The following is a 25,200-nucleotide window of genomic DNA, read 5'->3' as shown; positions in this document are numbered from 1 at the left end:
TTACTGCCCCGCTGGCTGGCTGGCGTCCTGAGAGCTGCGGATGGTGCACATCAGTTCCGCTTCCAGCGCGACCTTGCCGTCGACCGTGCCGACCGCCTTGTATTTCCAGATGCCGCGCGATACGCGCAGGATTTCAACGTCCATCTTCAGCTGGTCGCCCGGTTCGACCGGACGCTTGAAGCGCGCATTGTCGATGCCGACGAAATACACCACCGAATTCTCATCGGGCTTGACGCCCATCGTCAGGAACGACAGCAAGGCGGCCGTTTGCGCCAGCGCTTCGATCATCAACACGCCAGGCATCACCGGCTTGTGCGGGAAGTGGCCCTGGAAGAATTCTTCGTTGACCGTCACGTTCTTGATGGCGGTGATGGTCTTGCCCGACTCCCAGTTCAGCACGCGGTCCACCAGCAGCAGCGGATAGCGGTGCGGCAGCAGCGATTTGATGGCCAGGATGTCGAGGGTCTTGTTTTCAGTAGTCGTCATTTTTCGTCTTGCTTGGTCAGTGTTTTAATGGTTTTTTCCAGCGCGCGGATCTTCTCGCGCATGCTGGTGAGATTGCGCACGATGGCGGCGCTTTTTTCCCAGTCGGCGTTTTTCGCCAGCGGATAAAAGCCGGTGTATTGGCCCGGCTCCAGGATCGAGCGCGACACCATGCTGCCCGAGCCCACATGCACCCGGTCGGCGATCGTCAGGTGGCCCAGCACCATGGCGGCGCCGCCAAAGGTGCAGTATTTGCCAATCACGGCGCTGCCGGCCACGCCAACGCAGCCGGCCATGGCGGTGTGCGCGCCGATATGGCAGTTGTGGCCGATCTGGATCTGGTTGTCCAGCTTGACGCCATCTTCGATGATGGTATCGGCCAGCGCGCCGCGGTCTATGGTGGTGTTGGCGCCGATATCGACATCGTCGCCGATCACCACCCTGCCCGTTTGCGGAATCTTGATATACACGCCGCCCTCGTTGGCAAAGCCGAAACCGTCGGTGCCGATCACGGCGCCCGAATGGATGATGCCGCGCGCGCCGATCACGCAGCGCGCATGGAACGTCACGTTGGCAAACAGCTGCGTGTCCTCGCCAATGACGGCGTCGCGGCCGATCACGCAGCCGGCGCCGATCACGCAGCCAGGCCCTACCACCGCACCGGCTTCGATGACGGCGCGCGGGCCAATGGACGCGGCAGGATCGACCTGCGCGGAAGCATCGACGATGGCGCTGGCGTGGATGCCCGGCGGTGCCTTGATTTCGGCAAGGGCGGCAAAAAACTGCGCCGCGCGCGCGAAATACACATAGGGATTCGGTGTGACGACGCGTGCGCCCGCGTATTCCGGGCCGATCAGCGCGTCGTCGGCCGGCGTGAGTATCAGCGCGGCAGAGCCGCTGCTGGCGGCCTGTGCGCGAAATTTGCTATTGCTGAGAAAGCTGATGTGCGAAGCGCCGGCGTCAGCCAGCGGCGCGATCCCGGTTACTTCCAGGTTGGCATCGCCCGCCAGTTGTCCGCCGAAGCGTTCGACCAATTCACCTAGTCGAGTGCCCATCTGATGATCCTTAAGGTAATACGATTACTTGTCCAGCGCCTTCAATACCTTGTCGGTAATGTCAATGCGCGGGCTGGCCCACAGGGCTTCCTGCAGCACGATGTCATAGCCTTCGACATGCGCCATCTGCTGGATGATGGTATTGGCTTTTTCCGCGATGGCGCTGCGCTCTTCGTTGGTGCGCTGGTTCAGGTCTTCGCGAAATTCGCGCTGGCGCCGTTGCAGCTCCTTGTCGAGCTCAAAAAATTCGCGCTGGCGCTTGGCGCGGTCGGCCTCGCTCAGGGTCGGCATGTCGCGTTCGAGCGCTTCATTGGCCACCTTGAAGCGGGCGCCGAGCTCCTGCACCGCCTTTTCGCGCGAGCGAAACTCTTCGGCCAGCTTGGCGCTGGCCAGCTTGGCCAGTTTCGACTCGTTATAAATACGTTCGCTGCTGATCCAGGCAATCTTCGATTCCTGGGCCTGTGCATGCACCGGCAACAGCGAACTCCAGCACAATGCGATTGCGGCAAGAGACTTGGGCAGGGTGGCGGATGCGGTATTCATGATACTCCATGGTCAAAATGTGTAAGCTGGCGCCCCATGCGAATGCCGGTCAGAAACCGGTACCCATCTGGAACTGGAAGCGCTCCAGGCGGTCGGACGGCTTGGCGTTCAGCGGCTTGGCGTAGCTCAGCTTGAGCGGGCCGACCGGCGAAATCCAGCTGATCCCCAGACCAGCAGAATAACGCAATTGCGAGATGCGCATCTTTTCGCCTTCCTGGTAAACCTGACCGCCGTCAAGGAAACCGAACCAGCGCAGGCTTCGGTCATTGCCCGAACCGGGGAATGGCATCTGCAGCTCGGCATTGGCGATCAGGCGCGAGGCGCCGCCCAGGGCATCGTTGGTGCTCGGTTCGACCGCGCCCAGCGAGGAACTCAGGTAGCCGCGCACCGAACCGATACCACCACCGTAGAAGTTTTTGAAGACCGGGTACACGTGGTTGCCGATGCCATGACCATAATCGAGCTCGCCCTTCAGCGCCAGGGTGACCTTGCTGAACAGCGGACGGAAATACTGGTGCTCATAAATGGCGCGGAAGTATTTCTGGTCGCCGATCAGGTCAGCCTCCAGGTTGACGCGCTGGTAGCGGCCGATCGATGGCGTCAGGGCGCTGTCGCGGCTGTCGCGCTGCCAGGCCGCCGTCAACGGGATGGAATTGGTGGTGGCCGAACCGATGCCGTCGGACGGGCCGCCGTTGTCGGTCACATACTGGCGGAAGCGCAGCGGGCTGGTCGAATCGGTTTCGATCTGCGAGCGCTCGGCACCGATACCGAAGAAGATGGTATCGACTTCCGAGAACGGCACGCCATAGCTGACGCGGCCACCGGTCTGCTTGATCTTGTAGCTGCCGATGTTCAACGCCGGCGGTTCGGTGGTGCGCAGGTAGACTTCAAAGCTGCGCGAAATGCCGTCATCGGTGTAGTACGGATTAGTCTGCGAAAACGCGATGGTGCGGCTGTAATGGCTGGTATTGAGTTCGATGCCGACCGTGTTGCCGCTACCGGCAAAGTTGGCCTGCGAGATCGATGCCGACAAGGTGAATTTTTCCGATTGCGAGAACGCGCCGCCGATCAGGAAGTTACCGGTCGGTTTTTCCACCACCGTCACGTTGACGTCGACCTGGTCGGACGTGCCCTGCGCTTCCGGCGTATCGATGGTCACATCCTTGAAGTAGCCGAGGCGGTCGACACGGTCGCGCGACAGCTTGATCTTGTTGCTGTCGTACCAGGACGATTCGAACTGGCGGAATTCGCGGCGGATGACTTCATCGCGGGTGGTGGTATTGCCGGCGATATTCATGTGGCGCACGTAGACGCGCTTGCCCGGATCGATAAAGAAGGTGAAGCCCACTTCATGCTTGTCACGGTTGATTTCCGGATTGGCGTTGACGTTGGCAAACGCGTAGCCAAACGTGGCCAGGCGGTCCTGGATGCGCTTGTTGGTGGCCGTCAGGCGTGCACCCGAATAGATATCGCCTTCGCGCATCAGGTTCAGCGCTTTCAGTTCTTCTTCGCGACCGAACATCTCGCCTTCGAACTTGCTGCCCGTGACCTTGTATTTCTCGCCCTCGGTGATGTTGATCGTCAGGTAGATGTCTTTTTTATCGGGCGTGATCGACACTTGCGTCGAGTCGACCTGCATCTCGATATAGCCGCGGTCCAGGTAGTAGGACTTGAGCGACTCGATGTCGCCGGTCAGCTTGGTCTTTGAATATTGATCGGCCTTGGTGTACCAGCTGAACCAGCCACCCGTGTTCAGGGCCAGTTGTTCGCGCAGTTCCTTGTCGGTGAAGGCCTTGTTGCCGACGATGTTGATCTGCTTGATGCGGGCCACGTCGCCCTCGTCGACGGCAAATACCACGTTGACGCGGTTGCGCTCGATCGGCGTGACGGTGGTGGTGATCTTCACGCCATACAGGCCGTGCGACAGGTACTGGCGCTTGAGTTCCTGTTCGGCGCGGTCGACCGAGGCCTTGTCGAAAATCTTCGCCTCGCCGACGCCGATTTCCTTCAGTGCCTTGACCAGCACGTCTTTTTCGAATTCCTTGGTGCCCGTGAATTCCACGGTTGCAATCGCCGGGCGTTCCTCGACCAGCACTACCAGCACGTCGCCGTCGGCTTCCAGGCGTACATCCTTGAACATGCCCGTCGCATACAGGGCCTTGATGGCGGCGATACTTTTCTCGTCGGAGAACGTTTCGCCGACCTTTACCGGCAGATAGGCAAAGACGGTGCCCGCTTCGGTGCGCTGGATCCCTTCGACCCGGATGTCCTTGACAGTAAACGGAGCGACAGCGAGCGCATGGCCGGAGCAGAATGCCAGGACGGCGGCGCCGATCAGGCTGCGGCGAAAGGAAGGCAAGGCAATACGAGCAGAATGTAATTTCATTGGCTAATCAATGGATAAATCAGTGGACAACATACACAAAAGATTGCTTGTGCGACTCACGCAATGGCAGGAACAATGGCATCAGTTGAGCAGCCGCAGCACGTCATTGAAGACGGCAAGCACCATCAGGGTCAGCAACAGACCGAGCCCCAGGCGCTGGGCAATCTCGCCTACGCGTTCCGGCAAGGGGCGCCCGGTCAAAACTTCCAGCGAATAATACAGCAAATGCCCGCCATCCAGAACAGGAATGGGTAGCAAATTCATCACGCCCAGACTGATACTGATGAAGGCGATGAAGCTCAGGTAGCTCACCAGGCCGATACGCGCCGTCTGGCCCGCATAATCGGCGATGGTGATCGGCCCCGTCACGTTCTTCAGCGAGACCTCGCCGGTGAACATCTTGCCGAGCATTTTCAGGCTCATGATGCTGGTGTCCCAGACCTTCACCGCGCCCTTGCCGACCGCTTGAAACGGCCCCGAGGCGACGACGATCATATCCGGCGTCAAAGCGATCTCGGCCTTGATCTTACCAACTGTTACAGCTGCCTGGCTACCCTTGCCGGCTTCACCGTCCGGCGTGACCGGCACGGTAAGGTCCTGGCCATGGCGGCGCAGCAGCACCTGCAAGGTCTTGCCGGGCGAACGCATCAGCGTTTCGATCACGGCGATACCATCCGTCATCGGCGTTTCATCGATGGCGAGGATCAGGTCGCCCGGCTGCAGGCCGGCCCGTTCGGCCGCGCCGCCCGGCATGATTTTGCCCAGCACCGGCGCCGGACGGGCCAGCACCAGGCCCAGCTTGCCCAGCACATCGCCTTCCAGGTCCAGCCCGGCCAGCACCGACGCCTGCATGGTGGCTTCCTGCACGCCACGGTCAGGGCGGCGCACTTCGATGCGCGCGGCATCCTTGTCGAGCGCAGCCTGCATCAGCTCCCAGCGCAATTCGCTCCAGCTGGCCACTTCCTTGCCGTTGACCGAGTGTACCGTATCGCCCGTGCGCAGGCCCGCGAGATAGGCGCTGCTCTGCTCGGCCACGGTACCGATCTTGCTCGACGGCTCTTCGATGCCATGCATGAACAGGCCTGCGTACAGCACGATGGCGACCAGAAAATTGGCCAGCGGACCTGCGGCGATGATGGCCATGCGGCGCCAGACGCTCTGGCGCGTGAATTCGCGCGCCATGTCGGCGGGTGCCAGCACGCCGGTATCGGGATCGCGGCTGTCGAGCATTTTCACGTAGCCGCCCAGGGGCAGCGCGGAAATCGCCCATTCCGTCTGGTCCTTGCCGAACTTGCGCGAATAGACAACCTTGCCCATGCCAACCGAAAACCGCAGCACTTTCACGCCGCACAGGCGCGCCACCAGATAGTGCCCCAGCTCATGCAAGGTGACCAGCGAGCCGAGCGCAACGATAAACGCCAGCAAGGTGGTAATCAGGGTCATGCCGCCAGCCTGCCTGCGATATAAGCTTGCGCCGCAGCGCGCGCCAGGCGGTCCTGTTCCAGCACCGTCTCGATGCTCGACGCGGCGCCATGCGCCACGGTATCGATCACGTGCGCCACCACCTTGTCGATCTGGCGAAAACCGATGCGCTGGTCGAGGAAGGCTTGCACCGCCACCTCGTTGGCGGCATTGAGCAGGGCCGGCGCCGTGCCGCCCGCGCGCAAGGCATCGTAGGCCAGCTGCAAACAGGGAAAACGGACCATGTCGGCCCGCTCGAACTGCAGGCAAGCCACTTGCGCCAGGTCCAGCTGCGCCACGCCCGAATCGATGCGCTCGGGCCAGGCCAGCGCATTGGCGATCGGCGTGCGCATGTCCGGGTTGCCCAGCTGGGCCAGCACGGAACCGTCGACATACGAGACCATCGAATGGATCACGCTTTGCGGGTGGATCAGCACCTCGATCTGGTCGGCCGGCGCGCCAAACAGCCAGTGCGCCTCGATCACTTCCAGGCCCTTGTTCATCATGGTGGCCGAATCGACCGAAATCTTGCGCCCCATGACCCACTTCGGATGCTTGCATGCCTGGTCGGGCGTGACACTGTCCAGCGACTCGACGTCGCGCGTCAGGAACGGCCCGCCCGAGGCGGTCAGCACGATCTTTGCCACGCCGGCCGCCTGTGGCACGCGGCCGTAATTATGCGGCAGGCACTGGAAGATGGCATTGTGCTCGCTGTCGATCGGCAGCAGCACCGCGCCATTCTCCTGTACCGCGTCCATGAACAGCTGGCCCGACATCACCAGCGCTTCCTTGTTGGCCAGCAGTACCTTTTTGCCGGCGCGCGCCGCCGCCAGGGTCGGCGCCAGGCCAGCCGCGCCGACGATGGCGGCCATCACGCTGTGCACCTGCGGCGCGCTGGCGATCGCGCACAGCGCGTCGACGCCGTAGTCCACTTCAGTGGCGACGCCCAGCTCAACGAGCAGGCGGCGCAACTCCTGCGCAGCGTCAAGCGTGCCAACGACGGCGCGCTGCGGACGAAACTGCTGGCACTGGGCGGCCAGCTCAGCCACCTTGGTATGGGCGGAAAGCGCATAGACGCTGTATTGTTCGGGATGACGCGCGAGCACGTCCAGCGTGGAGACGCCGACTGAACCAGTCGCTCCAAGGATGGTAATGTATTGCATTGAGAGTAATTCCTTATAGCCAGCCGCTGACCAGGGCAGCAAAGGGCAAGACGGGGATCAGCGCATCGATACGATCGAGCACGCCGCCATGGCCAGGCAGCAGGTTGCTGCTGTCCTTGATGCCGGCGCGGCGCTTGAGCTGGGATTCGAACAGGTCGCCGACGATGCTGGCGGCAACCAGCACCAGCAGCACCAGCACGGCCATCGGCCAGCCGCGGCGCAATTGCAGCTGCACCGCGAAGGTATCCTGCAGCAGCGGCACCGACGGTGCGGCCAGGATGGTGATGGTGGCGATCACCAGCACGGCGATGCCGCCGCCGATCGCGCCTTCCCAGGACTTGCCGGGCGAAATGCTGGGTGCCAGCTTGCGCTTGCCGAAGGCCTTGCCGGAAAAATACGCGCCGATATCGGCGATCCACACCAGCGCCATCACCGACAGCAGGTACAAAGGGCTGTGCATGAACAGTGCCACGATGGCGACAAAGCAGCCGACGATGGTCACCGCATACACCAGGCTGAGCAAGGTATTGCCCAGGCCTTCTGGCGGCGGCAGGCCAGTCGCCAGCGAAGGCACGAAACGGATCAGCCAGATGGCCACGCACAGCGCATACCAGAAATTGAGTTGGGCCATGCCATTGCTGAAGAAAAAGGTATAGGCAAACGCGGCCGTCCAGACGGCAGCAATCAGCAGCGCCTGGCGATTTTTGAAAATGCGGAAGCTTTCCCAGACGGCGGCGCCGAAGAACGCCGTGGCGATCACGGCGAAGGCAGGGAAATAATTCAGATACAGAACCGGCAGCAAGACCGCCAACAAGACCAGGGCGGTGATTATCCGTGTTTTCAGCATCAGTTTTTCTTTTCGGTTAGTTGCGCGCTGGTGCGGCCAAAGCGCCGTTCGCGCTGCTGGTAAGACGCGATTGCCGCGTCGAGGCTGTCGACGTTGAAGTCGGGCCAGAAGGTTTCAGTGAAAAACAACTCGGTGTACGCCAGTTGCCACAGCAGGAAATTGGAAATGCGCTGCTCGCCACCGGTGCGGATGAACAGGTCGGGCTCGGGCGCGTAGGCCATCGCCAGGTGCGGCGCCAGTTGCTCTTCGGTGTAAGCATGTTCTTGTGGCAAGCCATTTGCGGCTGCCTCGGCAGTCATCTTGTTGACCGCCTGCATGATGTCCCAGCGCCCGCCATAGTTGGCGCAAATCGTCACGGTCAATCGCGTATTGCCGGCCGTCTTGCGTTCGGCGTTGGCCACCAGTTCCTGCAATTGCGTGTTAAAGCGCGACATGTCGCCCACGACTTTCAGGCGGATATCGTTGGCGTGCATGCGCACCACTTCGCGTTCGAGCATGGTGACGAACAACCGCATCAGCATCGACACTTCTTCTTCCGGGCGGCGCCAGTTTTCCGAGCTGAAGGCAAACAGGGTCAGGTATTCGACGCCACGGTCGAGACAGGCTTCGACGACGCTGCGCACGGCATCGGCGCCCTTGACGTGGCCAGCCACGCGCGGCAGGAAGCGCTTGGTGGCCCAGCGACCGTTGCCATCCATAATGATTGCCAGATGGCGCGGCACGCAGCCCACTTCAGGTACCGCCGTTGTCGAACTCGAATAGATCATGAAAACAATAATACCAAATGAAAAGAACGCTATTATGCGCCAAATGGCACTGCCCGGGAAAGCATGGCCGTCCCGGGCAGTGTGGGCCTACCTGAAAAACTAGACGGTCAGCACTTCTTTTTCTTTGTCGACCACCATCTTGTCGATGTCGGCGATAAATTTGTCCGTCAGTTTCTGCACCTCTTCCGACGAGCGGCGCTCGTCGTCTTCGGAGCAGGCCTTGTCCTTGACCAGCTTTTTCAGCGACTCATTGGCATCGCGGCGGATATTGCGCACGGCAATTTTCGCGTCTTCCGCTTCGCTCTTGACCAGCTTGACCATCTCCTTGCGGCGCTCTTCCGTCAACGGCGGCGTCGGTACGCGGATCATGTCGCCCTGCGCCGACGGGTTCAGGCCCAGGTCGGCATCACGGATGGCTTTTTCGATGGTGTTGGCCATCTTCTTTTCATATGGCTGCACGCCGATGGTGCGCGCGTCGACCAGGGTCACGTTGGCAACCTGGGTCAGCGCCGTCGGCGAACCGTAGTAGTCGACCATCACGTGGTCCAGGATGCCCGTATGGGCGCGACCGGTACGCACCTTGGCCAGGTCGGCCTTCAGTGTTTCCAGCGACTTCGCCATGCGTTCCTGGGTGTTCTTTTTAACGTCTGCTAAGGACATCGTGCCCTCCTGTGGTGACGCCTGTCAAAACCTGCTGCGCGTCGGTATAGGCAGCCTGCGATGCTCACCGTACTACAGTACGGTTGCGCTTCTCGGCTACCTCTCCCTTCCGCTCGCGACGGTTTTGTCAGGCGTTGTTAATAATAAATTTTAAAATTACAGCTAACTTATACGTGGACCAGCGTTCCTTCGTCTTCACCCATGATCACGCGCATCAGTGCCCCTGGCTTGGTGATCGAAAACACCTTGATCGGCAGTTTCTGGTCGCGGCACAGGGCAAAAGCGGTGGCGTCCATCACCTGCAGATGCTTGGAGATGGCGTCGTCGAAGGTGATCGTGTGGAACAGAGTAGCGTTCGGATCCTTCTGCGGATCGGCTGTGTAGACGCCGTCGACCTTGGTGGCCTTCAGGACGATCTCGGCGCTGATCTCGGCACCGCGCAGGGCGGCAGCGGTGTCGGTGGTAAAGAACGGATTGCCGGTGCCGGCAGCAAACACGACGACCTTGCCTTCTTCCAGGTATTGCAGCGCTTTCGGGCGCACATATGGCTCGACTACCTGCTCGATGCCGATCGCCGACATGACGCGCGCGGTGATGCCGACATGGCGCATGGCATCGGCCAGTGCCAGCGCGTTCATCACGGTGGCGAGCATGCCCATGTAGTCGGCGGTGGCGCGGTCCATGCCTTGCGCACCGGGCGCGACGCCGCGGAAGATATTGCCGCCGCCAATCACGATTGCCAGTTCCACGCCCAACTTCGCCACCTCGGCCACATCGGCGACCATGCGCTCGATCGTGGCGCGATTGATGCCGTAGGGATCATCACCCATCAGGGCTTCACCGGACAACTTCAGAAGGACACGCTTGTAAGCTGGTTTTGACATGAGCTGGGGCTCCATAAATGAGGTTATTCGAGTATGACATGGCGCAGCGCCTCGCAGCGCCGGATAGGCGCGCGGCAGCTGCCCATGCCGCCGCCCGGCATGCGTGGATGCGGGCGGGCCAAAAAAACGGGCCTCTCGGCCCGCTTGACTTACGCTCCCTGGGAGGCAGCCATCTGTGCTGCGACTTCCGCTGCGAAGTCGTCCTGCTTCTTCTCGATGCCCTCGCCTACCACGTACATGGCGAATGCCCTGACGCTGGTGTCAGCGGCTTTCAGCATCTGCTCAACCGACAGCTTGTCGTTTTTCACGAAAGCCTGGTTCAGCAACGATACTTCTTTCAGGTACTTCTGTACCGAACCTTCCAGGCGCTTGGCCAGGATTTCCGGCGATTGCGCTGGCTTGCCTTCGGCGGCCGCTTTGGCTGCATCTTCTTCGGCTTTCAGTTTTGCAACCGAACGCTCTTTTTCGATCAGTTCCGCAGGCACTTCGTTCGACGACAGCGACACAGGCTTCATCGCAGCGATGTGCATTGCCACGTCCTTGCCCACTTGCTCATCGGCGCCGTCGAATTCGACGATCACGCCAATGCGCGAGCCGTGCAGGTAGGAAGCCAGCTTGGCGGTCGTTTCGAAACGCTGGAAGCGGCGGATGGTCATGTTTTCGCCGATTTTGCCGATCAGGGCAGCGCGTACTTCGTCCAGGGTCTTGCCATCGAGTGGCAGGGCCAGCAGGGCGGCAACGTCAGCCGGGTTCTTTTCCGCGACCAGGCGGGCGGCATTGTTTGCCAGCGCCAGGAAGTCGTCGTTTTTCGCAACGAAGTCGGTTTCCGAGTTCACTTCGACCAGGGCGCCCACGCCGTTGGCGATGTAGGTTGCTACTACGCCTTCGGCGGTGATGCGTGCCGATGCTTTCGATGCCTTGCCGCCCAGCTTGACGCGCAGGATCTCTTCCGCACGGGCCATATCGCCTTCGGCTTCGGTCAGTGCTTTTTTGCATTCCATCATTGGTGCGTCGGTCTTGCCGCGCAATTCGCCTACCATCGCTGCTGTAATCGCTGCCATGTGTTTCTCCTGATTCGGTGAGTAGATAGCCGCGGCGCAGGTTTTGCCTCGCCAGCTGACACCATCGTTTTTTGTTAAAAAAAAGGGGGAGCTGCTGCCACCCCTTTTCCATTACTGCTGAGCTTTACAAACCGCTACCCGCAGGCAGCGTGGCATCAAGCCTGTTCGTTGACTTCGACGAATTCGTCGCCAGCAGCGGCTTTAACCATTTCAACCACTTCGTTACCGGCAGCTGCACGGCCTTCGATGATTGCATCAGCAACACCGCGAGCGTACAACATGATGGCTTTCGAGGAGTCATCGTTACCTGGGATAACGAAGTTCACGCCTTCTGGCGAGTGGTTGGTATCGACCACGCCGATGACTGGAATGCCCAGTTTTGCCGCTTCGGTGATCGCGCCTTTATGGTAGCCAACGTCAACGACGAAGATTGCGTCAGGAACGCCGCCCATGTCCTTGATGCCGCCGATCGATTTTTGCAGCTTGATCATTTCGCGCGAGAACATCAGCGCTTCTTTTTTCGACAGCTTTTCGATCGAACCGTCTTCAACCATCGCTTCCATGTCCTTCAGGCGTTTGATCGAGGTCTTGATCGTCTTGAAGTTGGTCAGCATGCCGCCCAACCAGCGTTGATCAACGAAAGGCACGCCAGCGCGTTGTGCTTCAGCAGCGATGATTTCGCGCGCTTGACGCTTGGTGCCGACCATCAGGATGGTGCCACGGTTTGCAGCCAGTTGACGCACGTGCTTCATTGCGTCCTGGTACATCGCCATGGTTTTTTCCAGGTTGATGATGTGGATCTTGTTGCGATGGCCGAAGATGAACGGTGCCATTTTTGGATTCCAAAAACGGGTTTGGTGACCAAAGTGGACACCGGCTTCCAGCATTTCGCGCATTGTTACGGACATTATTAACTCCAGGGTTGGGTCTGGAATCCGATCAGTCACCATACAGGCACCCTTGTCGACCGGATTCGCGTGTTTATATAAATAAATTTCAGCCCCGTTAAAGGCTGCTTCAAGCACTGCTCAAATGGGAATTCAAGCAACCCGGGATTGTACACTGAAATGACGCGCGCATCAAGCGCGCCTTGCAAATCGAACACCCCATGAAAAAAGCCCGCCGGGCGAACCTGGCGGGCTTTGCTCATTCTCTTATGTCAGGCTCCTTGCGGAGCGTGGCATCAGAACGACTGGTTGTAGCGAACGTAGACGAAACGGTCGATAGGCACGTCTGGATCCACCACGCTGCTCGAAGCCTGGCCGCGGCGCACGATGCGTGGCTCTTTGTCGAACACGTTGTTGGCACCAACGGTGATCTGACCCTTCCAAGGCGTTTTGTAGCCAACGCTCAGATCGCTATAGGTCAGCGAGCCGATCTTGTTGTAGCGACCAAAAGTGGCTTTGCCATCCGGGTTGCTGCAGCTCTCCGTCGGCGAGAAGCAGCCATCTTTCGTGCCACTGACGTAGCGCGAGGTGAAGGTTGCATTCCAGTTGCCCAAGGCCCAGTCCAGCGACAGGTTCGATTTCAGGCGGTTGTACAGGTATTCACCGTTGTACTCGTCCCACTTGGCGCCATCTTCACTCTGGATGCGATACGATTTTACCCAAGTCGAATCGGAGCGCAGCGTGAAGTTGCCGTACGACGAACGTGGCAGGCGGTAGTTGAAGCCGAAATCGACGCCTTCGGTTTCCAGTTTGCCCAGGTTCGCATTGCCGAGACTCATGTTGACGATCTCGCCACTGGCGTTACGCTGCAACTGTCCGCAGAATGACTGCACGTTGTTCTCGTAGCACTGTTTCAGAACGTATTCCGCATCGATCGCAGTGATCTTGTTGTTGACCTGGATGTTGAACCAGTCGATCGTGGCGGTCAGGCCTGGCACGAAAGAAGGGCTGTACACCAGACCGACGGTCTTCGTTTTCGCGGTTTCAGGCTGCAGCGCGTTGTTGCCGGCGCCTTGACGGAAGGCCACGTTGGACTGGCCGCCGGATCCGTCCACAGGCTGGCCGGACTGGTTCACCTGGCGATAGCCGGCTGGTACGACTCTGGCGCAATTGGCGCGGACAGTAGCATTGGTAGCAGCATCGCCATTGACCGAATCGCAAATATCAAGGTAGTCGACGAACGACTGCGAACCGCCGCCGAAGGTATCACCCAGCGACGGAGCGCGGAACCCCTCTGCCCAGGTACCGCGTACCAGCAGGTCGTTGACCGGCTTCCACATCACGCTGACCTTGCTGTTTGTGGTCGAGCCGAAGTTGCTGTAGTCCGAATAGCGCGAGGCCAGATCGAGCGACAGGTACTTGGCCAGGAACACGTCCTTGAGCACTGGAATGTTTGCTTCGAGGTAAGCCTCGCGCACCGAGTAGTTGCCGTAGGTGGCGTTCGACGCCAGGTCGGTCGAATAACCGGATTGTTCGAACAGGCCAGGCTGGTCGAAACCGCGTACCGTACGGTGCTCAAGACCACCGGCCACGCCTACCGAACCGGCTGGCAGCTTGAACAACTCGCCCGACAGGTCAGCCGTGGCGCTGTTGATGGTGCTGCCGTAGGTCGACAGGCCGGTTGCATTGACATAGGCCAGTGCTTCAGGGGTCGAAGCCGACGGACCGCCGAGAATGTTGAACGGAGTGCAGGCGTTCAGCGCGATCGGGTTGGCAGCGGTACCGCACTGCACTTGGCCGGAGGCGTTCATGAACGATGGGCCCAGCGCCTTTTTCAGGTTCAGCAGATTCAGGTTACCGGTGCTTTTCTGGGTGCCGTTGACGCGGTTGTGGTTGTAGGCAACGCTCCAGTTCCAAGGCAGGCCGCGCAGGTTGAAGTCGCCTTCAATTGCAGCGTCGACGTGGAAGGTCTGGCTGTTGTTTTCCGTGATACGCGGCAGTTCGATGGTACGGCGGTAGAAGAACATGTCCTGGCCGTTGCCCGCGCCGGCAACCGAGCTGCCGTACGGGTTGAAGTAGCTGTCCTTGTCGATGTAGACAGGATAGTCGGCCTGCGATTCGCTGTTCAGCGGGTAACCGGCGATCTGGCGGCTCGATTTGCGTTCCGAGTACATGGCCGTCGACTTGAAGCGCAAGTCCCAAGGCAGCGCGATTTCACCTTTGGTGAAGGCGGTGGTCAGCTTGGTCGGCGACTGGAACATCATCTGGCTGGCCGAGTTGAAGTTGTCTTCGGCGCGGCCATCGTAGTCGTGGTAGTTGGCCGGATTGCGTGGATCAGCGCCAACGCCGACGCCGTTAGGGCCGCCGGTGTGGTTCAGCACGCGATCAATCTTGCCGTCCAGCGAGGTGATTTCACCCCATGGGCCTACGCCCAGGCCAGCGGTCGGATTGTTCGGACCACGCGGGAACGAAGTGATGGTGCGGTCCCTGGCCCACACTGGCGCGGTATTGCTGTGCGACAAACCGAACATCAGCGAGGCTTTTTCGTCGCCGGCACCGTAGGCGAAGTTGTAGTCGTTGGTTTCGCCGTCGCCCTTGGCGTTCTGGCCGGTGTAGGCGCTGAAGCTGCCGCCAACCATGGTTTTCTTCAGGATAATATTGACCACGCCGGCGATTGCGTCCGAGCCGTAGATCGAGGAAGCGCCATCCTTCAGGATTTCGATGCGCTCGACCATCGAGGTCGGCACGGTCGAGATGTCGGTGTAGCCGTCAACCGATTGGGTCCAGCGCTTGCCGTCGACCAGCACCAGCAGGCGGTTCGCGCCCAGGTTGCGCATGTCGATGTACTGGCCGCCCTGCTCGGCGTTCGAGGTCAGGGTCGCGCCCTTGCTGAACGATGGTGGCGCCATGCCGGTCATCTGGTTGAGAACGTCGCCGATGTTGACCAGGCCGGTAGCTTGGATCTGCTGCGAGGTCATTTTGAAGACTGGCTGGGCAGTCTCCAAATCGACCTGGCGAATACGGGAGCCAGTGACCTCTACGCGCTGCGGCGCTTCTGCTTCGGCTTGCGCCTGAGCAAAAGCCGTCAGCGAATGCAAGGCCATCGCTACGGCTAAGGCAATCTTGGTGCGTTGATGCATAATTTCTCCGATTTATAAATACTATTCACTGATGTAGTCAGGCTCTTGTAAACATAAAATCATGTTCATGTCTTTTCGAATCCCAGCTGCCGGTCGTGTTCCCGCCCGTTGGTCGCTTGATAAGCGACTCAGCAAGATTGCCGTGACATCACTACATCAAACCATTTTAAAAGTGGCACTGTCAATGTTGTACAAAACTAAATTCAACAAAGAAACAACACTTTCTTCACGGTGAAATATTTCGATTTCCATACCAAAAGAACGTTGTTATTCTTTAATGCAGAAACGCGTGCCATTCTTCGGTGCAATGGCCTCGCCGCTGCATTGCGCAATGCGCTTTTCCGGTGCATTCGGCGTTAAAACTCTTCAAATATCAACCACGCCAGTGTCGGCCGCCAAAAACATGGCCGATGTCCAGGAAAAAAACGGTTTATTTCGTTTGCCGGTTTTCCCCGACGCACCAATCTGGCGCATTTCGCCGCCAGCGCCTTTCCCACCCTGAAAGCACCGCCGCGCATCGCTACTGCCTCGTTTATAATTTCGGCATATTTGCAGATTTTTTTTGTCCTACAGGACTGTTCTGCGCTTTTTCACCGAATATCTTGCAGATTGCGATTCCCATCATGTCCACCATCCGTATCAATTCCGCCGCCGACATCGAAGGCATGCGCGTCGCCGGCAAGCTGGGCGCCGAAGTGCTCGACTACATCACGCCGTTCGTGAAAGTCGGCGTCACCACCGGCGAACTGGACCGACTGTGCCATGAATACATGGTCAATGTGCAGGGCACCATCCCGGCCCCGCTCAATTACTGCCCACCCGGTTATACGCCCTACCCGAAAGCCATTTGCACCTCCGTCAACGACGTGATTTGCCATGGCATTCCCGGCGACAAAGTGTTGAAAAGCGGCGACTCCGTCAACCTCGACATCACCGTCATCAAGGACGGCTACCACGGCGACAACAGCCGCATGTTCCTGGTCGGCACGCCAACTATCCTCGCCAAGCGCCTGGCGGAAGTGACGTATGAATGCATGTGGCTGGGAATCGACCAGATCAAGCCGGGCGCGCACCTGGGCGATATCGGCCATGCGATCCAGCAACACGCGGAAAAAGCCGGCTACAGCGTGGTGCGCGAATTTTGCGGCCACGGCATCGGCAAGGTCTTCCATGAGGAGCCGCAAGTGCTGCACTACGGCAAGCCGGGCACCCTGGAGCGCCTGGAAGCGGGCATGATCTTCACGGTCGAGCCGATGATCAATACGGGCCGCCGCGAGATCCGCGAAATGAACGATGGCTGGACCATCAAGACGAAAGACCGCAGCCTGTCGGCACAGTGGGAACATACGGTGCTGGTGACCGAAACCGGTTATGAAATCCTGACCGTGTCGCCGCAGATGCCGCCGCCGCCAGCGTTCATCCTGAACAAAGCCTGATACCCCACCCACCGCAGCGACCCAGGGCACCGATGAAAAAGCATGTACGCGAAGAGCTCAAGCAGCAACTGAAAGCCGACCGCCAAGTCGTCGTTGCCGCTTTCCAGGCCGACGGCAAGCCCGAGAAGCTGTTGCGCAACCTGCGCCAGAGCGTCGACGGCGTGCTGGCGCGCGCCTGGGAAGAAGCGGCCCTGCCACCGGGCACGGCGCTGGTCGGCGTGGGCGGCTACGGCCGCGGCGAACTGTTTCCGTATTCCGACATCGACCTGCTGATCCTGCTGGAACACGCGCCCGATGCGCCCACCACTGAAAAGCTCGAAGAGCTGGTGCAACTGCTGTGGGACCTGGGGCTGGAAATCGGCCACAGCATCCGCACGGTCGACGAATGCCTGAGCGAGTCGAAGGCCGACATCACGGTGCAGACCAGTTTGCTCGAAGCGCGCCTGGTGTGCGGCAACGGGGCGCTGTTTGCCCAGTTGCAGGAACGCTACCAGCACGCGATGGACCCGCAGGCGTTTTTCCAGGCCAAGACGGCGGAGATGCGCCAGCGTCACGCCAAGTATGAAGACACGGCCTTCAGCCTGGAACCGAATTGCAAGGAAAGCCCGGGCGGCCTGCGCGATCTGCAGGTGATCCTGTGGGTGGCCAAGGCGGCCGGACTGGCCAACTCCTGGCGCACCCTGGCCACCAGCGGCCTGATCACGCTGACGGAAGCGCGCCAGTTGATGGAAAAGGAGCGCGCCTTCAAGGATATCCGCGTGCGATTGCACCTGCACGCTGGACGGCGCGAAGACCGCCTCGTATTCGACGTGCAAACGGCAATCGCCGAATCGCTGGGCTTGCAGGCGACCGGCAGCGGTCCGCACATGCGCCGCGCCAGCGAATTTCTGATGCAGCGCTATTACTGGGCCGCCAAAACGGTCACCCAACTGAACACCATCTTGCTGCAGAACATCGAGGCACGGCTATTCCCGCAGGACGACGTGGCCGTCGCCATCAATCCCCGCTTCAATGAAGTCAACAGCCTGATCGACATCAGCGCCGACGATACGTTCGAGCGCTACCCGTCGGCGATGCTGGAAATTTTTGTCCTGATGACGGAACGCCCGGCCCTGAAGGGCATGACCTCGCGCGCCACCCGCGCGCTGTGGCACGCTCGCTTCAAGATCGACACGGCCTTCCGCCATGACCCGGCCAACCGTGCCCTCTTCCTGCGCATCATGAAGGCGCCGGTGGGCATCATCCATGCGCTGCGCCGCATGAATGAAATGAGCATCCTCGGGCGCTACCTGCCGAACTTTCGCCGCATCGTCGGGCAGATGCAGCACGACCTGTTCCACGTGTACACGGTAGACCAGCATATCCTGATGGTGGTGCGCAACATGCGCCGCTTCACGATGAGCGAACATGCCCACGAATACCCGTACTGCAGCCAGCTGATGGCCGATTTTTCGCAGCCCTGGCTGCTGTACGTGGCGGCCCTGTTCCACGATATCGCCAAGGGCCGCGGCGGCGACCATTCCAAGCTCGGCGTGGCCGACGCCACCCAGTTCTGCGAAGAGCACGGCATGTCGGCGGAAGACACGGAACTGGTGGCCTTCCTGGTGGAAAACCATTTGGGCATGTCGACCGTAGCGCAAAAGCAGGATCTGTCCGATCCCGACGTGATCGAAGCATTTGCCAAAGTGGTCAAGGACGAACGCCATTTGACGGCGCTGTACCTGCTGACGGTGGCCGATATCCGCGGCACCAGCCCGAAAGTGTGGAACGCCTGGAAGGGCAAGCTGCTCGAAGACCTGTACAAGGTGACCTTGCGCGTGCTCGGCGGCGAGCCGCATTCGGCCGACCGCGAACTGAAGAACCGCCAGCAGGAAGCGCTGTCCACCCTGCGCCTGTATGGCCTGCCGCCGGACGCGCACGTCAAATTGTGGCAGCAGCTCGACGTGGCGTATTTCCTGCGCCACGATGCCTCCGACATCGCCTGGCAGACGCGCTCGCTGTATGACAAGCTCGACAGCAAACTGCCAGTGGTAAAATGCCGCCTCGCGCCAATCGGCGAAGGCTTGCAGGTAGCGGTGTATGTGCCCGACCAGCCTGACCTGTTCGCCCGCATCTGCAGCTATTTCGACCGCAAGAATTTCAGCATTCTCGACGCCAAGATCCATACGACGAAGAACGGCTATGCGCTCGACACCTTCCTGGTGACGGAGCAGAGCTTTGCAAAGAGCTACCGCGACATCATCAGCCTGATCGAGCATGAACTGGGCGAACTGCTGCTGTCGCAGGCGCCGCTGCCGCCACCGGGCAAGGGACGGCTGTCGCGCTTGTCGCGCACCTTTCCGTTCCAGCCGACGGTCGATTTGCGGCCAGACGAGCGGGGCCAGTACTACCTGCTGTCGGTGGCCGCCAATGACCGCACGGGCCTGCTGTATTCGATCGCCAATGTGCTGACCAAGTACCGCGTCAATCTGCACACGGCCAAGATCATGACCCTGGGCGAGCGGGTCGAAGACGTGTTCCTGGTCGATGGCCCGGCCCTGAACAATGCCCGCAACCAGATATTGCTGGAAACCGATTTACTCGATGCGCTGAAAGTGTAAGACCGTGCACGTCGATTTACCCTTACCGAAATAAAGACCATGACCGAAGAATTATTACGCCTGTCCAAACGCATGTCCGAACTGGGCCTGTCTTCCCGCCGCGAAGCCGATGAATGGATCGCCCGCGGCTGGGTGCGCGTGGACGGCAAGGTGGTGTCCGAGCTGGGCAGCAAGGTTTACCCCAGCCAGCACATCACCGTCGAACGCCAGGCTGCCGCCGAGCAGTCCAAGCGCGTGACCGTACTGATCAACAAGCCGGTCGGCTACGTCAGCGGCCAGGCCGAAGACGGCTACACGCCGGCCGTGGCGCTGATCAAGGCCGAGAACCGCTGGGCGGAAGACCGCAGCCCGGAACAGTTCCACCCGACCCAACTGCGCAGCCTGGTGGCGGCCGGCCGGCTCGACATCGATTCGGTCGGCCTGCTGGTGCTGACCCAGGACGGCCGCGTGGCCAAGCAGCTGATCGGTCACGACACCGAGGTCGACAAGGAGTACCTGGTGCGGGTGCAATATACCAAGGGCGACAAGCTGCCGGACAGCGAATTGAAACGGCTCAACCATGGCCTCTGGCTCGACGGCAAGCCTTTGCTGCCAGCCAAGGTGCGCTGGCAAAATGATGATCAGCTGAGCTTTACCCTGCGCGAAGGCAAGAAACGCCAGATCCGCCGCATGTGCGAGCTGGTGGGACTGAAAGTGCTGGGCCTGAAGCGCGTACGCATCGGCAAGGTCAAGCTGGGCGACCTGCCCACCGGCCAGTGGCGCTACCTCTCCGCCGACGAGCAGTTTTAAGCGGCACCAGAAAAATTGCAATATTGGCAAATGCAATATTTACTTAGTAAATATTGCTGTAAGGCTATACACTATTGCCTAACAGAACATAAGAGATAGCCGCTGTGAACGATCCCATTCCCAATCCCCTGCGTAAAGGTGCGCCCAGCCTGGCCGATGTGGCCGAACCGATGGCGCCGGGCACCAAGCCGCACCATATGAGCGACCCGTGGGATATCGGTGAAACCCTGTGCAGCCTGGCCGACAATGGCGACGCCATTTCCATCTACGCCGACGGCAGCGACCACGCCATCATGGCGCGCATACTGTCGGTCGACGACGACCTGCCACAATTCGTGCTCGAACTCAATGATGGACAAACCCTGCCGCCCGGCAGCGCCACCTTCGTCTCGTGGGTGCAAAGCGCCAAGCTGCAATTTACCATCAATGGCGAATGGGAAGCCTACCCCGAGCGGCCCAACGTTTATCTCACCAATTTTCCCGGCCACTGCCTGGTGCTGGAGCGACGCGAATCGACGCGGCTGGAAACGCCGCTGGGCGTCTACTACCTGGCCGCCTTCGTGCTCGAAGGCCGTCCCTATGAACTGCAGCTGTACGATTTCTCGGCTGGCGGCATCGGCATGCGCGCCCACCCGCGCGACACGGTCGGCCTGTACGTGGGCCGCAAGCTGTCGCGCGTGCGCCTCGAACTGGGACCGAACAAGGTCATGATCGCCGACCTGGAAATTCGCCTGTCGCGCACTTTCCGCTCGTTTTTGCTGGGCGAACAGGTGCAGATCGGCTGCCGCTTCCTGAACCTGACGGACGCGATGCGCGATGAGCTGGTGGAGCTGCTCGACAACCTGGGCAGCGGGCGCAAGGTGCGCTGAAAAATGAAATGGCCGCAGGTAGCGGCCATGTTGTTCAGTTAGTGTCCCCAGGCTCCCGGTAAACCTGCAAAACGGATTAAAAACCCAGTCGCCCGCACAGGCCCACCGGGCCAAGCGAGCCTGAAAAATGTCGAGGGCAAGGCGCAGCGACGAAGACAGTACGCATGTACGGCGAGGAGCTGCAACGCCGCCATCGGCATTTTCTCGGGCTCGCGTCTCCGGCCCGCCATTTTACGTTTGTACACCTTACGCATTTACATGCGTCGGACAGCGTGACTGAACGGCATTACACAGGTAACGGCCATTTTTATGGATGGTCAATCGTCGTCGTTCGGATCGAGATCGGGAAACATCACCTCTGTAAAGCCAAACTGCGTGAAATCGACGATACGCATCGGATAGAGGATGCCGTGCAGATGGTCGACTTCGTGCTGCACCACGCGCGCATGGAAGCCGTCGCAGTCGCGGCTGATGAGCTTGCCGAACTGGTCGACGCCTTCATAGTGCAGCTCGCTCCAGCGCGGCACGCTGCCACGCAGGCCAGGCACCGACAGACAGCCTTCGAAGCCCTCTTCCTTGCGCTCCGACAAGGGCGTCAGCACGGGATTGATCAGCACCGTTTCCGGCACCTGGGGCGCGTCGGGATAGCGCAAATTCTGCTTGAAGCCGTAGATCACCAGTTGCAGGTTGACGCCGATCTGCGGCGCCGCCAGGCCTGCGCCATTGGCCGCGTGCATGGTGTCGAACATGTCGGCGATCAGGGCGTGCAGCTCGGGCGTGTCGAAGTCACGCACCGGCTCGGCCATCCGCAACAAGCGCGGATCGCCCATTTTCAGAATTGCGCGTACGGTCATTTTGCTTCCAGCTTGGCCGCTTCCAGGTTCGATTGCATCTGGTCAAGGTAGGCGCGGAAGGCGGCGCCCGTTTCCGGATGCTTGAGGCCCATGGCGGTCATGGCCTTCAAGTAACCCAGCTTGGAGCCGCAGTCATAACGCTGGCCCGAATAACGGTAAGCGAGCACGCGTTCCTCGCGCATCAGGGCGGCAATACCGTCGGTCAGCTGGATTTCGCCACCGGCGCCGGTGCCGATTTTTTCCAGGTGATTGAAAATGTGGCTGGTCAGCACATAGCGGCCGACCACCGCCAGGGTCGACGGCGCTTCTTCCGGCGCCGGTTTTTCAACGATGGCCGACACCAGTTCCAGGTCCGGCTGGTAGTTGCGGGCGCTGACGATGCCGTATTGCTTGGTTTCCGCGCGCGGCACGTCCTGCACCGCCAGCAAGGAACAGTTTTCGTACTGGAACACATCGGTCATCTGTGCCAGCACCGGTCGTACGCCCTCTTCCACGTCCATGAAGTCGTCCGCCAGCAGCACGGCAAACGGTTCGTCACCCACCACCGGGCGCGCGCACAGCACGGCGTGGCCCAGGCCCAGCGGCGCCGACTGGCGGATATAGATGCAATTGATATGCTTCGGAATGACGTTCTGTACCATTTCCAGCAACTGGCGCTTGCCGGCTGCTTCCAGTTCCGTTTCCAGCTCATAGGCCGTGTCGAAATGGTCCTCGATGGCGCGTTTGTTACGGCCGGTAATGAAGATCATTTCGGTGATGCCCGCCGCGACGGCCTCTTCCACCGCGTACTGGATCAAAGGCTTGTCAACGATGGGCAACATTTCTTTCGGTTGCGCCTTGGTCGCAGGCAAAAAACGGCTGCCGAGACCGGCGACGGGGAAAACTGCTTTTCTGATTTTTTTCATATGCCTGGGTACGTAGAAAATAAAATAAATGTAGAAATAATGGAAACTGTTCTATTCAGGTGCGTCCAGCGCCAGCAGCGCCAGCAAGCCCGCTTCATCGAGCAGCGCCAAGCCCAGTTCCTGTGCCTTGGCCAGCTTGCTGCCAGCATCGCTGCCAGCGACTACGTAGCTGGTTTTCTTCGATACGGAACCACTGACCTTGCCGCCGGCCGCTTCGATCAGCGCCGCCGCCGCATCGCGGCTCATGGTGGGCAAGGTGCCAGTGAGCACGAAAGTCTTGCCTTCGAACTTGCCGCCGGCGTCTGGCAGTTGTGGTAATTCTGCCAGCAATTGCTCGCGCATGCCGTTCAATTGACGCAGCAAGTCCAGATTCGCCGGCACCTGCAGCCACGACGCCAGCGCCTCGGCCACGCCGGCCGGCAAACCGGCCTGGAAACCACTTCCCTGCTCGGCCAGGGTGGCCAGGGTGGCGCCGCGCTCGACCAGTTGCCGGCTGCGCGGCTCGGTCAGCTTGGGGATGCCGATGGCGGCCAGCAGCTTGACCTGGTCCAGTTGCTCGCGCAGCTTGGCGCTGGGCGCGTGTTCGCCTTGCGGCGTCACGCCAGCGTCGAGCAAGGCCTGCAAAGCCTGCTGGTTTTTCTCTTCTGCAAAAAAATCGGCAATCGACTCGGCCACCGTGCCGCCGATATCGGGCAGCACGCGCAGCAGGGCGGCAGGCGCATGGCGCACGCGTTCAAGGCTGCCCAGCCATTCGGCAAGCGTCTTGGCGGTCGATTCGCCCACGTGGCGGATGCCGAGCGCAAACAAAAAGCGCTCCAGTGGCGGGCGCTTGCTCGCTTCGATGCCGGCCAGCAAGTTTTCAGCCCATTTGGTGGGTATCTTGCCTTGCTGTACCGTCTCGGGCGTGGAACCGTCGCGTTCGTCGGCGCGCACTTTCATTTCCAGCAGCTTTTCCAGGCTCAGCTTGTACAGGTCGGCCAGGCTGTGTACATAGTCGAGCTCGACCAGGGTGTCAATATACCGCTCGCCCAGGCCGTCGATATCCATCATGCGCCGGCCGGCGAAATGGCGGAACGCTTCCTTGCGCTGGGCCGAGCAGAACAGGCCGCCCGAACAGCGCGCGATCGCCTCGCCTTCTTCGCGTACCACGTGCGAGCCGCATACGGGGCAGTGTTCCAGCATCTTGAACGGCAAGGGCGCAGGATCGGGGCGCTGGTCCAGCACCACCGCCAGCACTTCGGGGATCACGTCGCCGGCGCGGCGCACGATGACCGTGTCGCCCACGCGGACATCCTTGCGCAGTATTTCGTCTTCATTGTGCAAGGTGGCGTTGGTGACGGTCACGCCACCTACCGAAACGGGCGCCAGGCGCGCCACCGGCGTCATCGCGCCCGTACGGCCGACCTGGATATCGATGCCCTGCACCACCGTCAGCGCTTCTTCGGCCGGGAACTTGTGCGCCAGCGCAAAGCGCGGCGCGCGCGACACGAAGCCGAGTTCGAGCTGGTCTTCAGTGGCGTCGACCTTGTACACCACGCCGTCGATTTCAAAGGGCAGGCCGGGACGGCGCTCGCCGATATCCCTGAAATAGCCAAACAGGCCCTGCGCGCCGCGCACCACCTTGCGCTCTTTCGACACGGGAATGCCCAGCTTTACATACCAGTCCAGCAGGGCCGAGTGCGACGCGGGCATCGGCGCGCCTTGCAGCGCGCCGATGCCGTAGGCATAGAAGCGCAGCTTGCGGCGCGCCGTGATGCGCGCATCGAGCTGGCGCAGGCTGCCGGCGGCAGCATTGCGGGGATTGGCAAATTCCTTCTGGCCGGCTTCGCGCTGGCGCTCGTTCAGGCTGGCGAAGTCGGCCTTGAACATCATTACTTCGCCACGTACGTCGAGCAAGGCGGGTATCTGATCGCCATGCAGGCGCAACGGAATGCCGCCGATGGTGCGGATATTGGCCGTCACGTCTTCGCCCGTGGCGCCGTCGCCACGCGTGGCGGCCTGCACGAACAGGCCATTCTCATAGCGCAGGTTGATCGCCAGGCCGTCGAACTTGACTTCGGCCGCGTAATCGATTTCGGCGCCGTCGTGGTCCAGCCCTTCGCGCACGCGGCGGTCGAAATTGACGATGTCATCGTCCGAAAAACCGTTATTCAAGGACAGCATCGGCACGGCGTGCGTCACCTGCTCGAAAAACGGCAGCGGCGCCGCGCCCACGCGCAAGGTGGGCGAGTCGGGTGCGCGCAGCTCGGGATGCGCCGCTTCCAGGGTCTGCAGCTCGATAAAGAGCTGGTCGTAGACGGCGTCGGGAATGGTCGGATTATCCAGCACATGATAGGCGTGCAGGTGCCGATTCAGTTCGGCGGTCAGCTCCAGCACGCGTTTGGCGGCGTTGGTCGAGTCGGTCATTATT

General features: G+C 60.5%; 22 protein-coding genes. 5 read left to right on the top strand and 17 right to left on the bottom strand.

Features of this window, described 5'->3' with window-relative positions; translation table 11 throughout:
- The 14 genes from fabZ to AC0Z42_RS04170 form a co-directional block, all read right to left on the bottom strand.
- Positions 1-486 carry a 3-hydroxyacyl-ACP dehydratase FabZ gene (gene fabZ / locus AC0Z42_RS04235; protein ID WP_485466997.1) on the bottom strand — a complete coding sequence of 162 codons (486 nt, stop codon included), beginning with the start codon at positions 484-486 and terminating at the stop codon, positions 1-3.
- Entirely contained in the window at positions 483-1,538 is a 1,056-nt protein-coding gene (lpxD, locus tag AC0Z42_RS04230; RefSeq protein ID WP_485466996.1) for a UDP-3-O-(3-hydroxymyristoyl)glucosamine N-acyltransferase, read from the bottom strand. The genes fabZ and lpxD overlap by 4 nt, the downstream gene beginning before the upstream one ends.
- Before the next feature lie 24 nt (positions 1,539-1,562).
- Positions 1,563-2,081 carry an OmpH/Skp family outer membrane protein gene (locus tag AC0Z42_RS04225; RefSeq protein WP_485466995.1) on the bottom strand — a complete coding sequence of 173 codons (519 nt, stop codon included), beginning with the start codon at positions 2,079-2,081 and terminating at the stop codon, positions 1,563-1,565.
- Positions 2,082-2,130: 49 nt separating this feature from the next.
- Positions 2,131-4,467, bottom strand: a complete 2,337-nt coding sequence (gene bamA, locus AC0Z42_RS04220) for an outer membrane protein assembly factor BamA (protein WP_485466994.1) — start codon at positions 4,465-4,467, stop codon at positions 2,131-2,133.
- An 81-nt stretch (positions 4,468-4,548) separates the two neighbouring features.
- Positions 4,549-5,910, bottom strand: a complete 1,362-nt coding sequence (rseP, locus tag AC0Z42_RS04215) for an RIP metalloprotease RseP (RefSeq protein ID WP_485466993.1) — start codon at positions 5,908-5,910, stop codon at positions 4,549-4,551.
- Positions 5,907-7,091: a 1-deoxy-D-xylulose-5-phosphate reductoisomerase gene (gene ispC / locus AC0Z42_RS04210; RefSeq protein WP_485466992.1), complete on the bottom strand. Its 1,185-nt coding sequence runs from the start codon at positions 7,089-7,091 to the stop codon at positions 5,907-5,909. The genes rseP and ispC overlap by 4 nt, the downstream gene beginning before the upstream one ends.
- 13 nt (positions 7,092-7,104) lie before the next feature.
- Positions 7,105-7,938 (bottom strand): phosphatidate cytidylyltransferase, encoded by an 834-nt coding sequence (locus AC0Z42_RS04205; RefSeq protein WP_485466991.1) that lies wholly within the window; start codon positions 7,936-7,938, stop codon positions 7,105-7,107.
- Complete coding sequence (gene uppS, locus AC0Z42_RS04200) at positions 7,938-8,705, bottom strand: polyprenyl diphosphate synthase (RefSeq protein ID WP_485466990.1); 768 nt, start codon at positions 8,703-8,705, stop codon at positions 7,938-7,940. Before uppS ends, AC0Z42_RS04205 begins: the two co-directional genes overlap by 1 nt.
- 99 nt (positions 8,706-8,804) lie before the next feature.
- Positions 8,805-9,365, bottom strand: a complete 561-nt coding sequence (gene frr, locus AC0Z42_RS04195) for a ribosome recycling factor (RefSeq protein WP_485466989.1) — start codon at positions 9,363-9,365, stop codon at positions 8,805-8,807.
- A gap of 167 nt (positions 9,366-9,532) precedes the next feature.
- Positions 9,533-10,249 carry a UMP kinase gene (gene pyrH, locus AC0Z42_RS04190; protein WP_485466988.1) on the bottom strand — a complete coding sequence of 239 codons (717 nt, stop codon included), beginning with the start codon at positions 10,247-10,249 and terminating at the stop codon, positions 9,533-9,535.
- Positions 10,250-10,398: 149 nt separating this feature from the next.
- Complete coding sequence (gene tsf / locus AC0Z42_RS04185) at positions 10,399-11,310, bottom strand: translation elongation factor Ts (protein WP_485466987.1); 912 nt, start codon at positions 11,308-11,310, stop codon at positions 10,399-10,401.
- 155 nt (positions 11,311-11,465) lie between these two features.
- On the bottom strand, positions 11,466-12,218 hold the full coding sequence (rpsB, locus tag AC0Z42_RS04180) for a 30S ribosomal protein S2 (RefSeq protein ID WP_086145236.1): 753 nt from the start codon (positions 12,216-12,218) through the stop codon (positions 11,466-11,468).
- Between the two features lie 35 nt (positions 12,219-12,253).
- Positions 12,254-12,460: a hypothetical protein gene (locus AC0Z42_RS04175; protein WP_485466986.1), complete on the bottom strand. Its 207-nt coding sequence runs from the start codon at positions 12,458-12,460 to the stop codon at positions 12,254-12,256.
- 33 nt (positions 12,461-12,493) lie between these two features.
- Positions 12,494-15,337, bottom strand: coding sequence for a TonB-dependent receptor plug domain-containing protein (locus AC0Z42_RS04170; RefSeq protein WP_485466985.1), 2,844 nt, complete (start codon positions 15,335-15,337; stop codon positions 12,494-12,496).
- 277 nt (positions 15,338-15,614) lie between these two features.
- On the opposite strand from AC0Z42_RS04170, the gene AC0Z42_RS04165 reads away from it, so the two are divergent.
- The 5 genes from AC0Z42_RS04165 (at position 15,615) to AC0Z42_RS04145 (ending at position 21,031) form a co-directional block, all read left to right on the top strand.
- Positions 15,615-15,839 (top strand): hypothetical protein, encoded by a 225-nt coding sequence (locus AC0Z42_RS04165; RefSeq protein WP_485466984.1) that lies wholly within the window; start codon positions 15,615-15,617, stop codon positions 15,837-15,839.
- Positions 15,840-15,960: 121 nt separating this feature from the next.
- Complete coding sequence (gene map, locus AC0Z42_RS04160) at positions 15,961-16,773, top strand: type I methionyl aminopeptidase (protein ID WP_485466983.1); 813 nt, start codon at positions 15,961-15,963, stop codon at positions 16,771-16,773.
- Between the two features lie 32 nt (positions 16,774-16,805).
- The gene (locus tag AC0Z42_RS04155; RefSeq protein ID WP_485466982.1) at positions 16,806-19,373 is read left to right on the top strand and encodes a [protein-PII] uridylyltransferase; all 2,568 of its coding nucleotides are present in this window, start codon (positions 16,806-16,808) and stop codon (positions 19,371-19,373) included.
- Between the two features lie 39 nt (positions 19,374-19,412).
- On the top strand, positions 19,413-20,162 hold the full coding sequence (locus AC0Z42_RS04150; protein ID WP_485466981.1) for a pseudouridine synthase: 750 nt from the start codon (positions 19,413-19,415) through the stop codon (positions 20,160-20,162).
- Positions 20,163-20,266: 104 nt separating this feature from the next.
- Positions 20,267-21,031, top strand: coding sequence for a flagellar brake protein (locus tag AC0Z42_RS04145; protein WP_485466980.1), 765 nt, complete (start codon positions 20,267-20,269; stop codon positions 21,029-21,031).
- Between the two features lie 317 nt (positions 21,032-21,348).
- Here AC0Z42_RS04145 and def read toward each other — a convergent pair whose 3' ends face one another.
- Genes def through ligA form a run of 3 tightly spaced genes read right to left on the bottom strand, consistent with a single transcriptional unit; the run spans position 21,349 to position 25,196 of the window.
- On the bottom strand, positions 21,349-21,885 hold the full coding sequence (def, locus tag AC0Z42_RS04140) for a peptide deformylase (RefSeq protein ID WP_485466979.1): 537 nt from the start codon (positions 21,883-21,885) through the stop codon (positions 21,349-21,351).
- The gene (gene galU, locus AC0Z42_RS04135; protein WP_485466978.1) at positions 21,882-22,790 is read right to left on the bottom strand and encodes a UTP--glucose-1-phosphate uridylyltransferase GalU; all 909 of its coding nucleotides are present in this window, start codon (positions 22,788-22,790) and stop codon (positions 21,882-21,884) included. The genes def and galU overlap by 4 nt, the downstream gene beginning before the upstream one ends.
- Before the next feature lie 51 nt (positions 22,791-22,841).
- The gene (ligA, locus tag AC0Z42_RS04130) at positions 22,842-25,196 is read right to left on the bottom strand and encodes an NAD-dependent DNA ligase LigA (protein ID WP_485466977.1); all 2,355 of its coding nucleotides are present in this window, start codon (positions 25,194-25,196) and stop codon (positions 22,842-22,844) included.
- Positions 25,197-25,200 lie beyond the last annotated feature (4 nt).

This window comes from Janthinobacterium sp. 1L-D-8-B-C4, from assembly GCF_057291295.1.
The sequence above is the reverse complement of the archived record's forward strand: the minus strand, read 5'-3'. Positions and strand labels throughout refer to the sequence as shown.

Bases quoted from the DNA above. Each gene is read 5' to 3' on its own strand.
- fabZ (WP_485466997.1), bottom strand. From the start codon at position 486: ATGACGACTACTGAAAACAAGACCCTCGACATCCTGGCCATCAAATCG.
- lpxD (WP_485466996.1), bottom strand. From the start codon at position 1,538: ATGGGCACTCGACTAGGTGAATTGGTCGAACGCTTCGGCGGACAACTG.
- AC0Z42_RS04225 (WP_485466995.1), bottom strand. From the start codon at position 2,081: ATGAATACCGCATCCGCCACCCTGCCCAAGTCTCTTGCCGCAATCGCA.
- bamA (WP_485466994.1), bottom strand. From the start codon at position 4,467: ATGAAATTACATTCTGCTCGTATTGCCTTGCCTTCCTTTCGCCGCAGC.
- rseP (WP_485466993.1), bottom strand. From the start codon at position 5,910: ATGACCCTGATTACCACCTTGCTGGCGTTTATCGTTGCGCTCGGCTCG.
- ispC (WP_485466992.1), bottom strand. From the start codon at position 7,091: ATGCAATACATTACCATCCTTGGAGCGACTGGTTCAGTCGGCGTCTCC.
- AC0Z42_RS04205 (WP_485466991.1), bottom strand. From the start codon at position 7,938: ATGCTGAAAACACGGATAATCACCGCCCTGGTCTTGTTGGCGGTCTTG.
- uppS (WP_485466990.1), bottom strand. From the start codon at position 8,705: ATGATCTATTCGAGTTCGACAACGGCGGTACCTGAAGTGGGCTGCGTG.
- frr (WP_485466989.1), bottom strand. From the start codon at position 9,365: ATGTCCTTAGCAGACGTTAAAAAGAACACCCAGGAACGCATGGCGAAG.
- pyrH (WP_485466988.1), bottom strand. From the start codon at position 10,249: ATGTCAAAACCAGCTTACAAGCGTGTCCTTCTGAAGTTGTCCGGTGAA.
- tsf (WP_485466987.1), bottom strand. From the start codon at position 11,310: ATGGCAGCGATTACAGCAGCGATGGTAGGCGAATTGCGCGGCAAGACC.
- rpsB (WP_086145236.1), bottom strand. From the start codon at position 12,218: ATGTCCGTAACAATGCGCGAAATGCTGGAAGCCGGTGTCCACTTTGGT.
- AC0Z42_RS04175 (WP_485466986.1), bottom strand. From the start codon at position 12,460: ATGAGCAAAGCCCGCCAGGTTCGCCCGGCGGGCTTTTTTCATGGGGTG.
- AC0Z42_RS04170 (WP_485466985.1), bottom strand. From the start codon at position 15,337: ATGCATCAACGCACCAAGATTGCCTTAGCCGTAGCGATGGCCTTGCAT.
- AC0Z42_RS04165 (WP_485466984.1), top strand. From the start codon at position 15,615: ATGCAGAAACGCGTGCCATTCTTCGGTGCAATGGCCTCGCCGCTGCAT.
- map (WP_485466983.1), top strand. From the start codon at position 15,961: ATGTCCACCATCCGTATCAATTCCGCCGCCGACATCGAAGGCATGCGC.
- AC0Z42_RS04155 (WP_485466982.1), top strand. From the start codon at position 16,806: ATGAAAAAGCATGTACGCGAAGAGCTCAAGCAGCAACTGAAAGCCGAC.
- AC0Z42_RS04150 (WP_485466981.1), top strand. From the start codon at position 19,413: ATGACCGAAGAATTATTACGCCTGTCCAAACGCATGTCCGAACTGGGC.
- def (WP_485466979.1), bottom strand. From the start codon at position 21,885: ATGACCGTACGCGCAATTCTGAAAATGGGCGATCCGCGCTTGTTGCGG.
- galU (WP_485466978.1), bottom strand. From the start codon at position 22,790: ATGAAAAAAATCAGAAAAGCAGTTTTCCCCGTCGCCGGTCTCGGCAGC.
- ligA (WP_485466977.1), bottom strand. From the start codon at position 25,196: ATGACCGACTCGACCAACGCCGCCAAACGCGTGCTGGAGCTGACCGCC.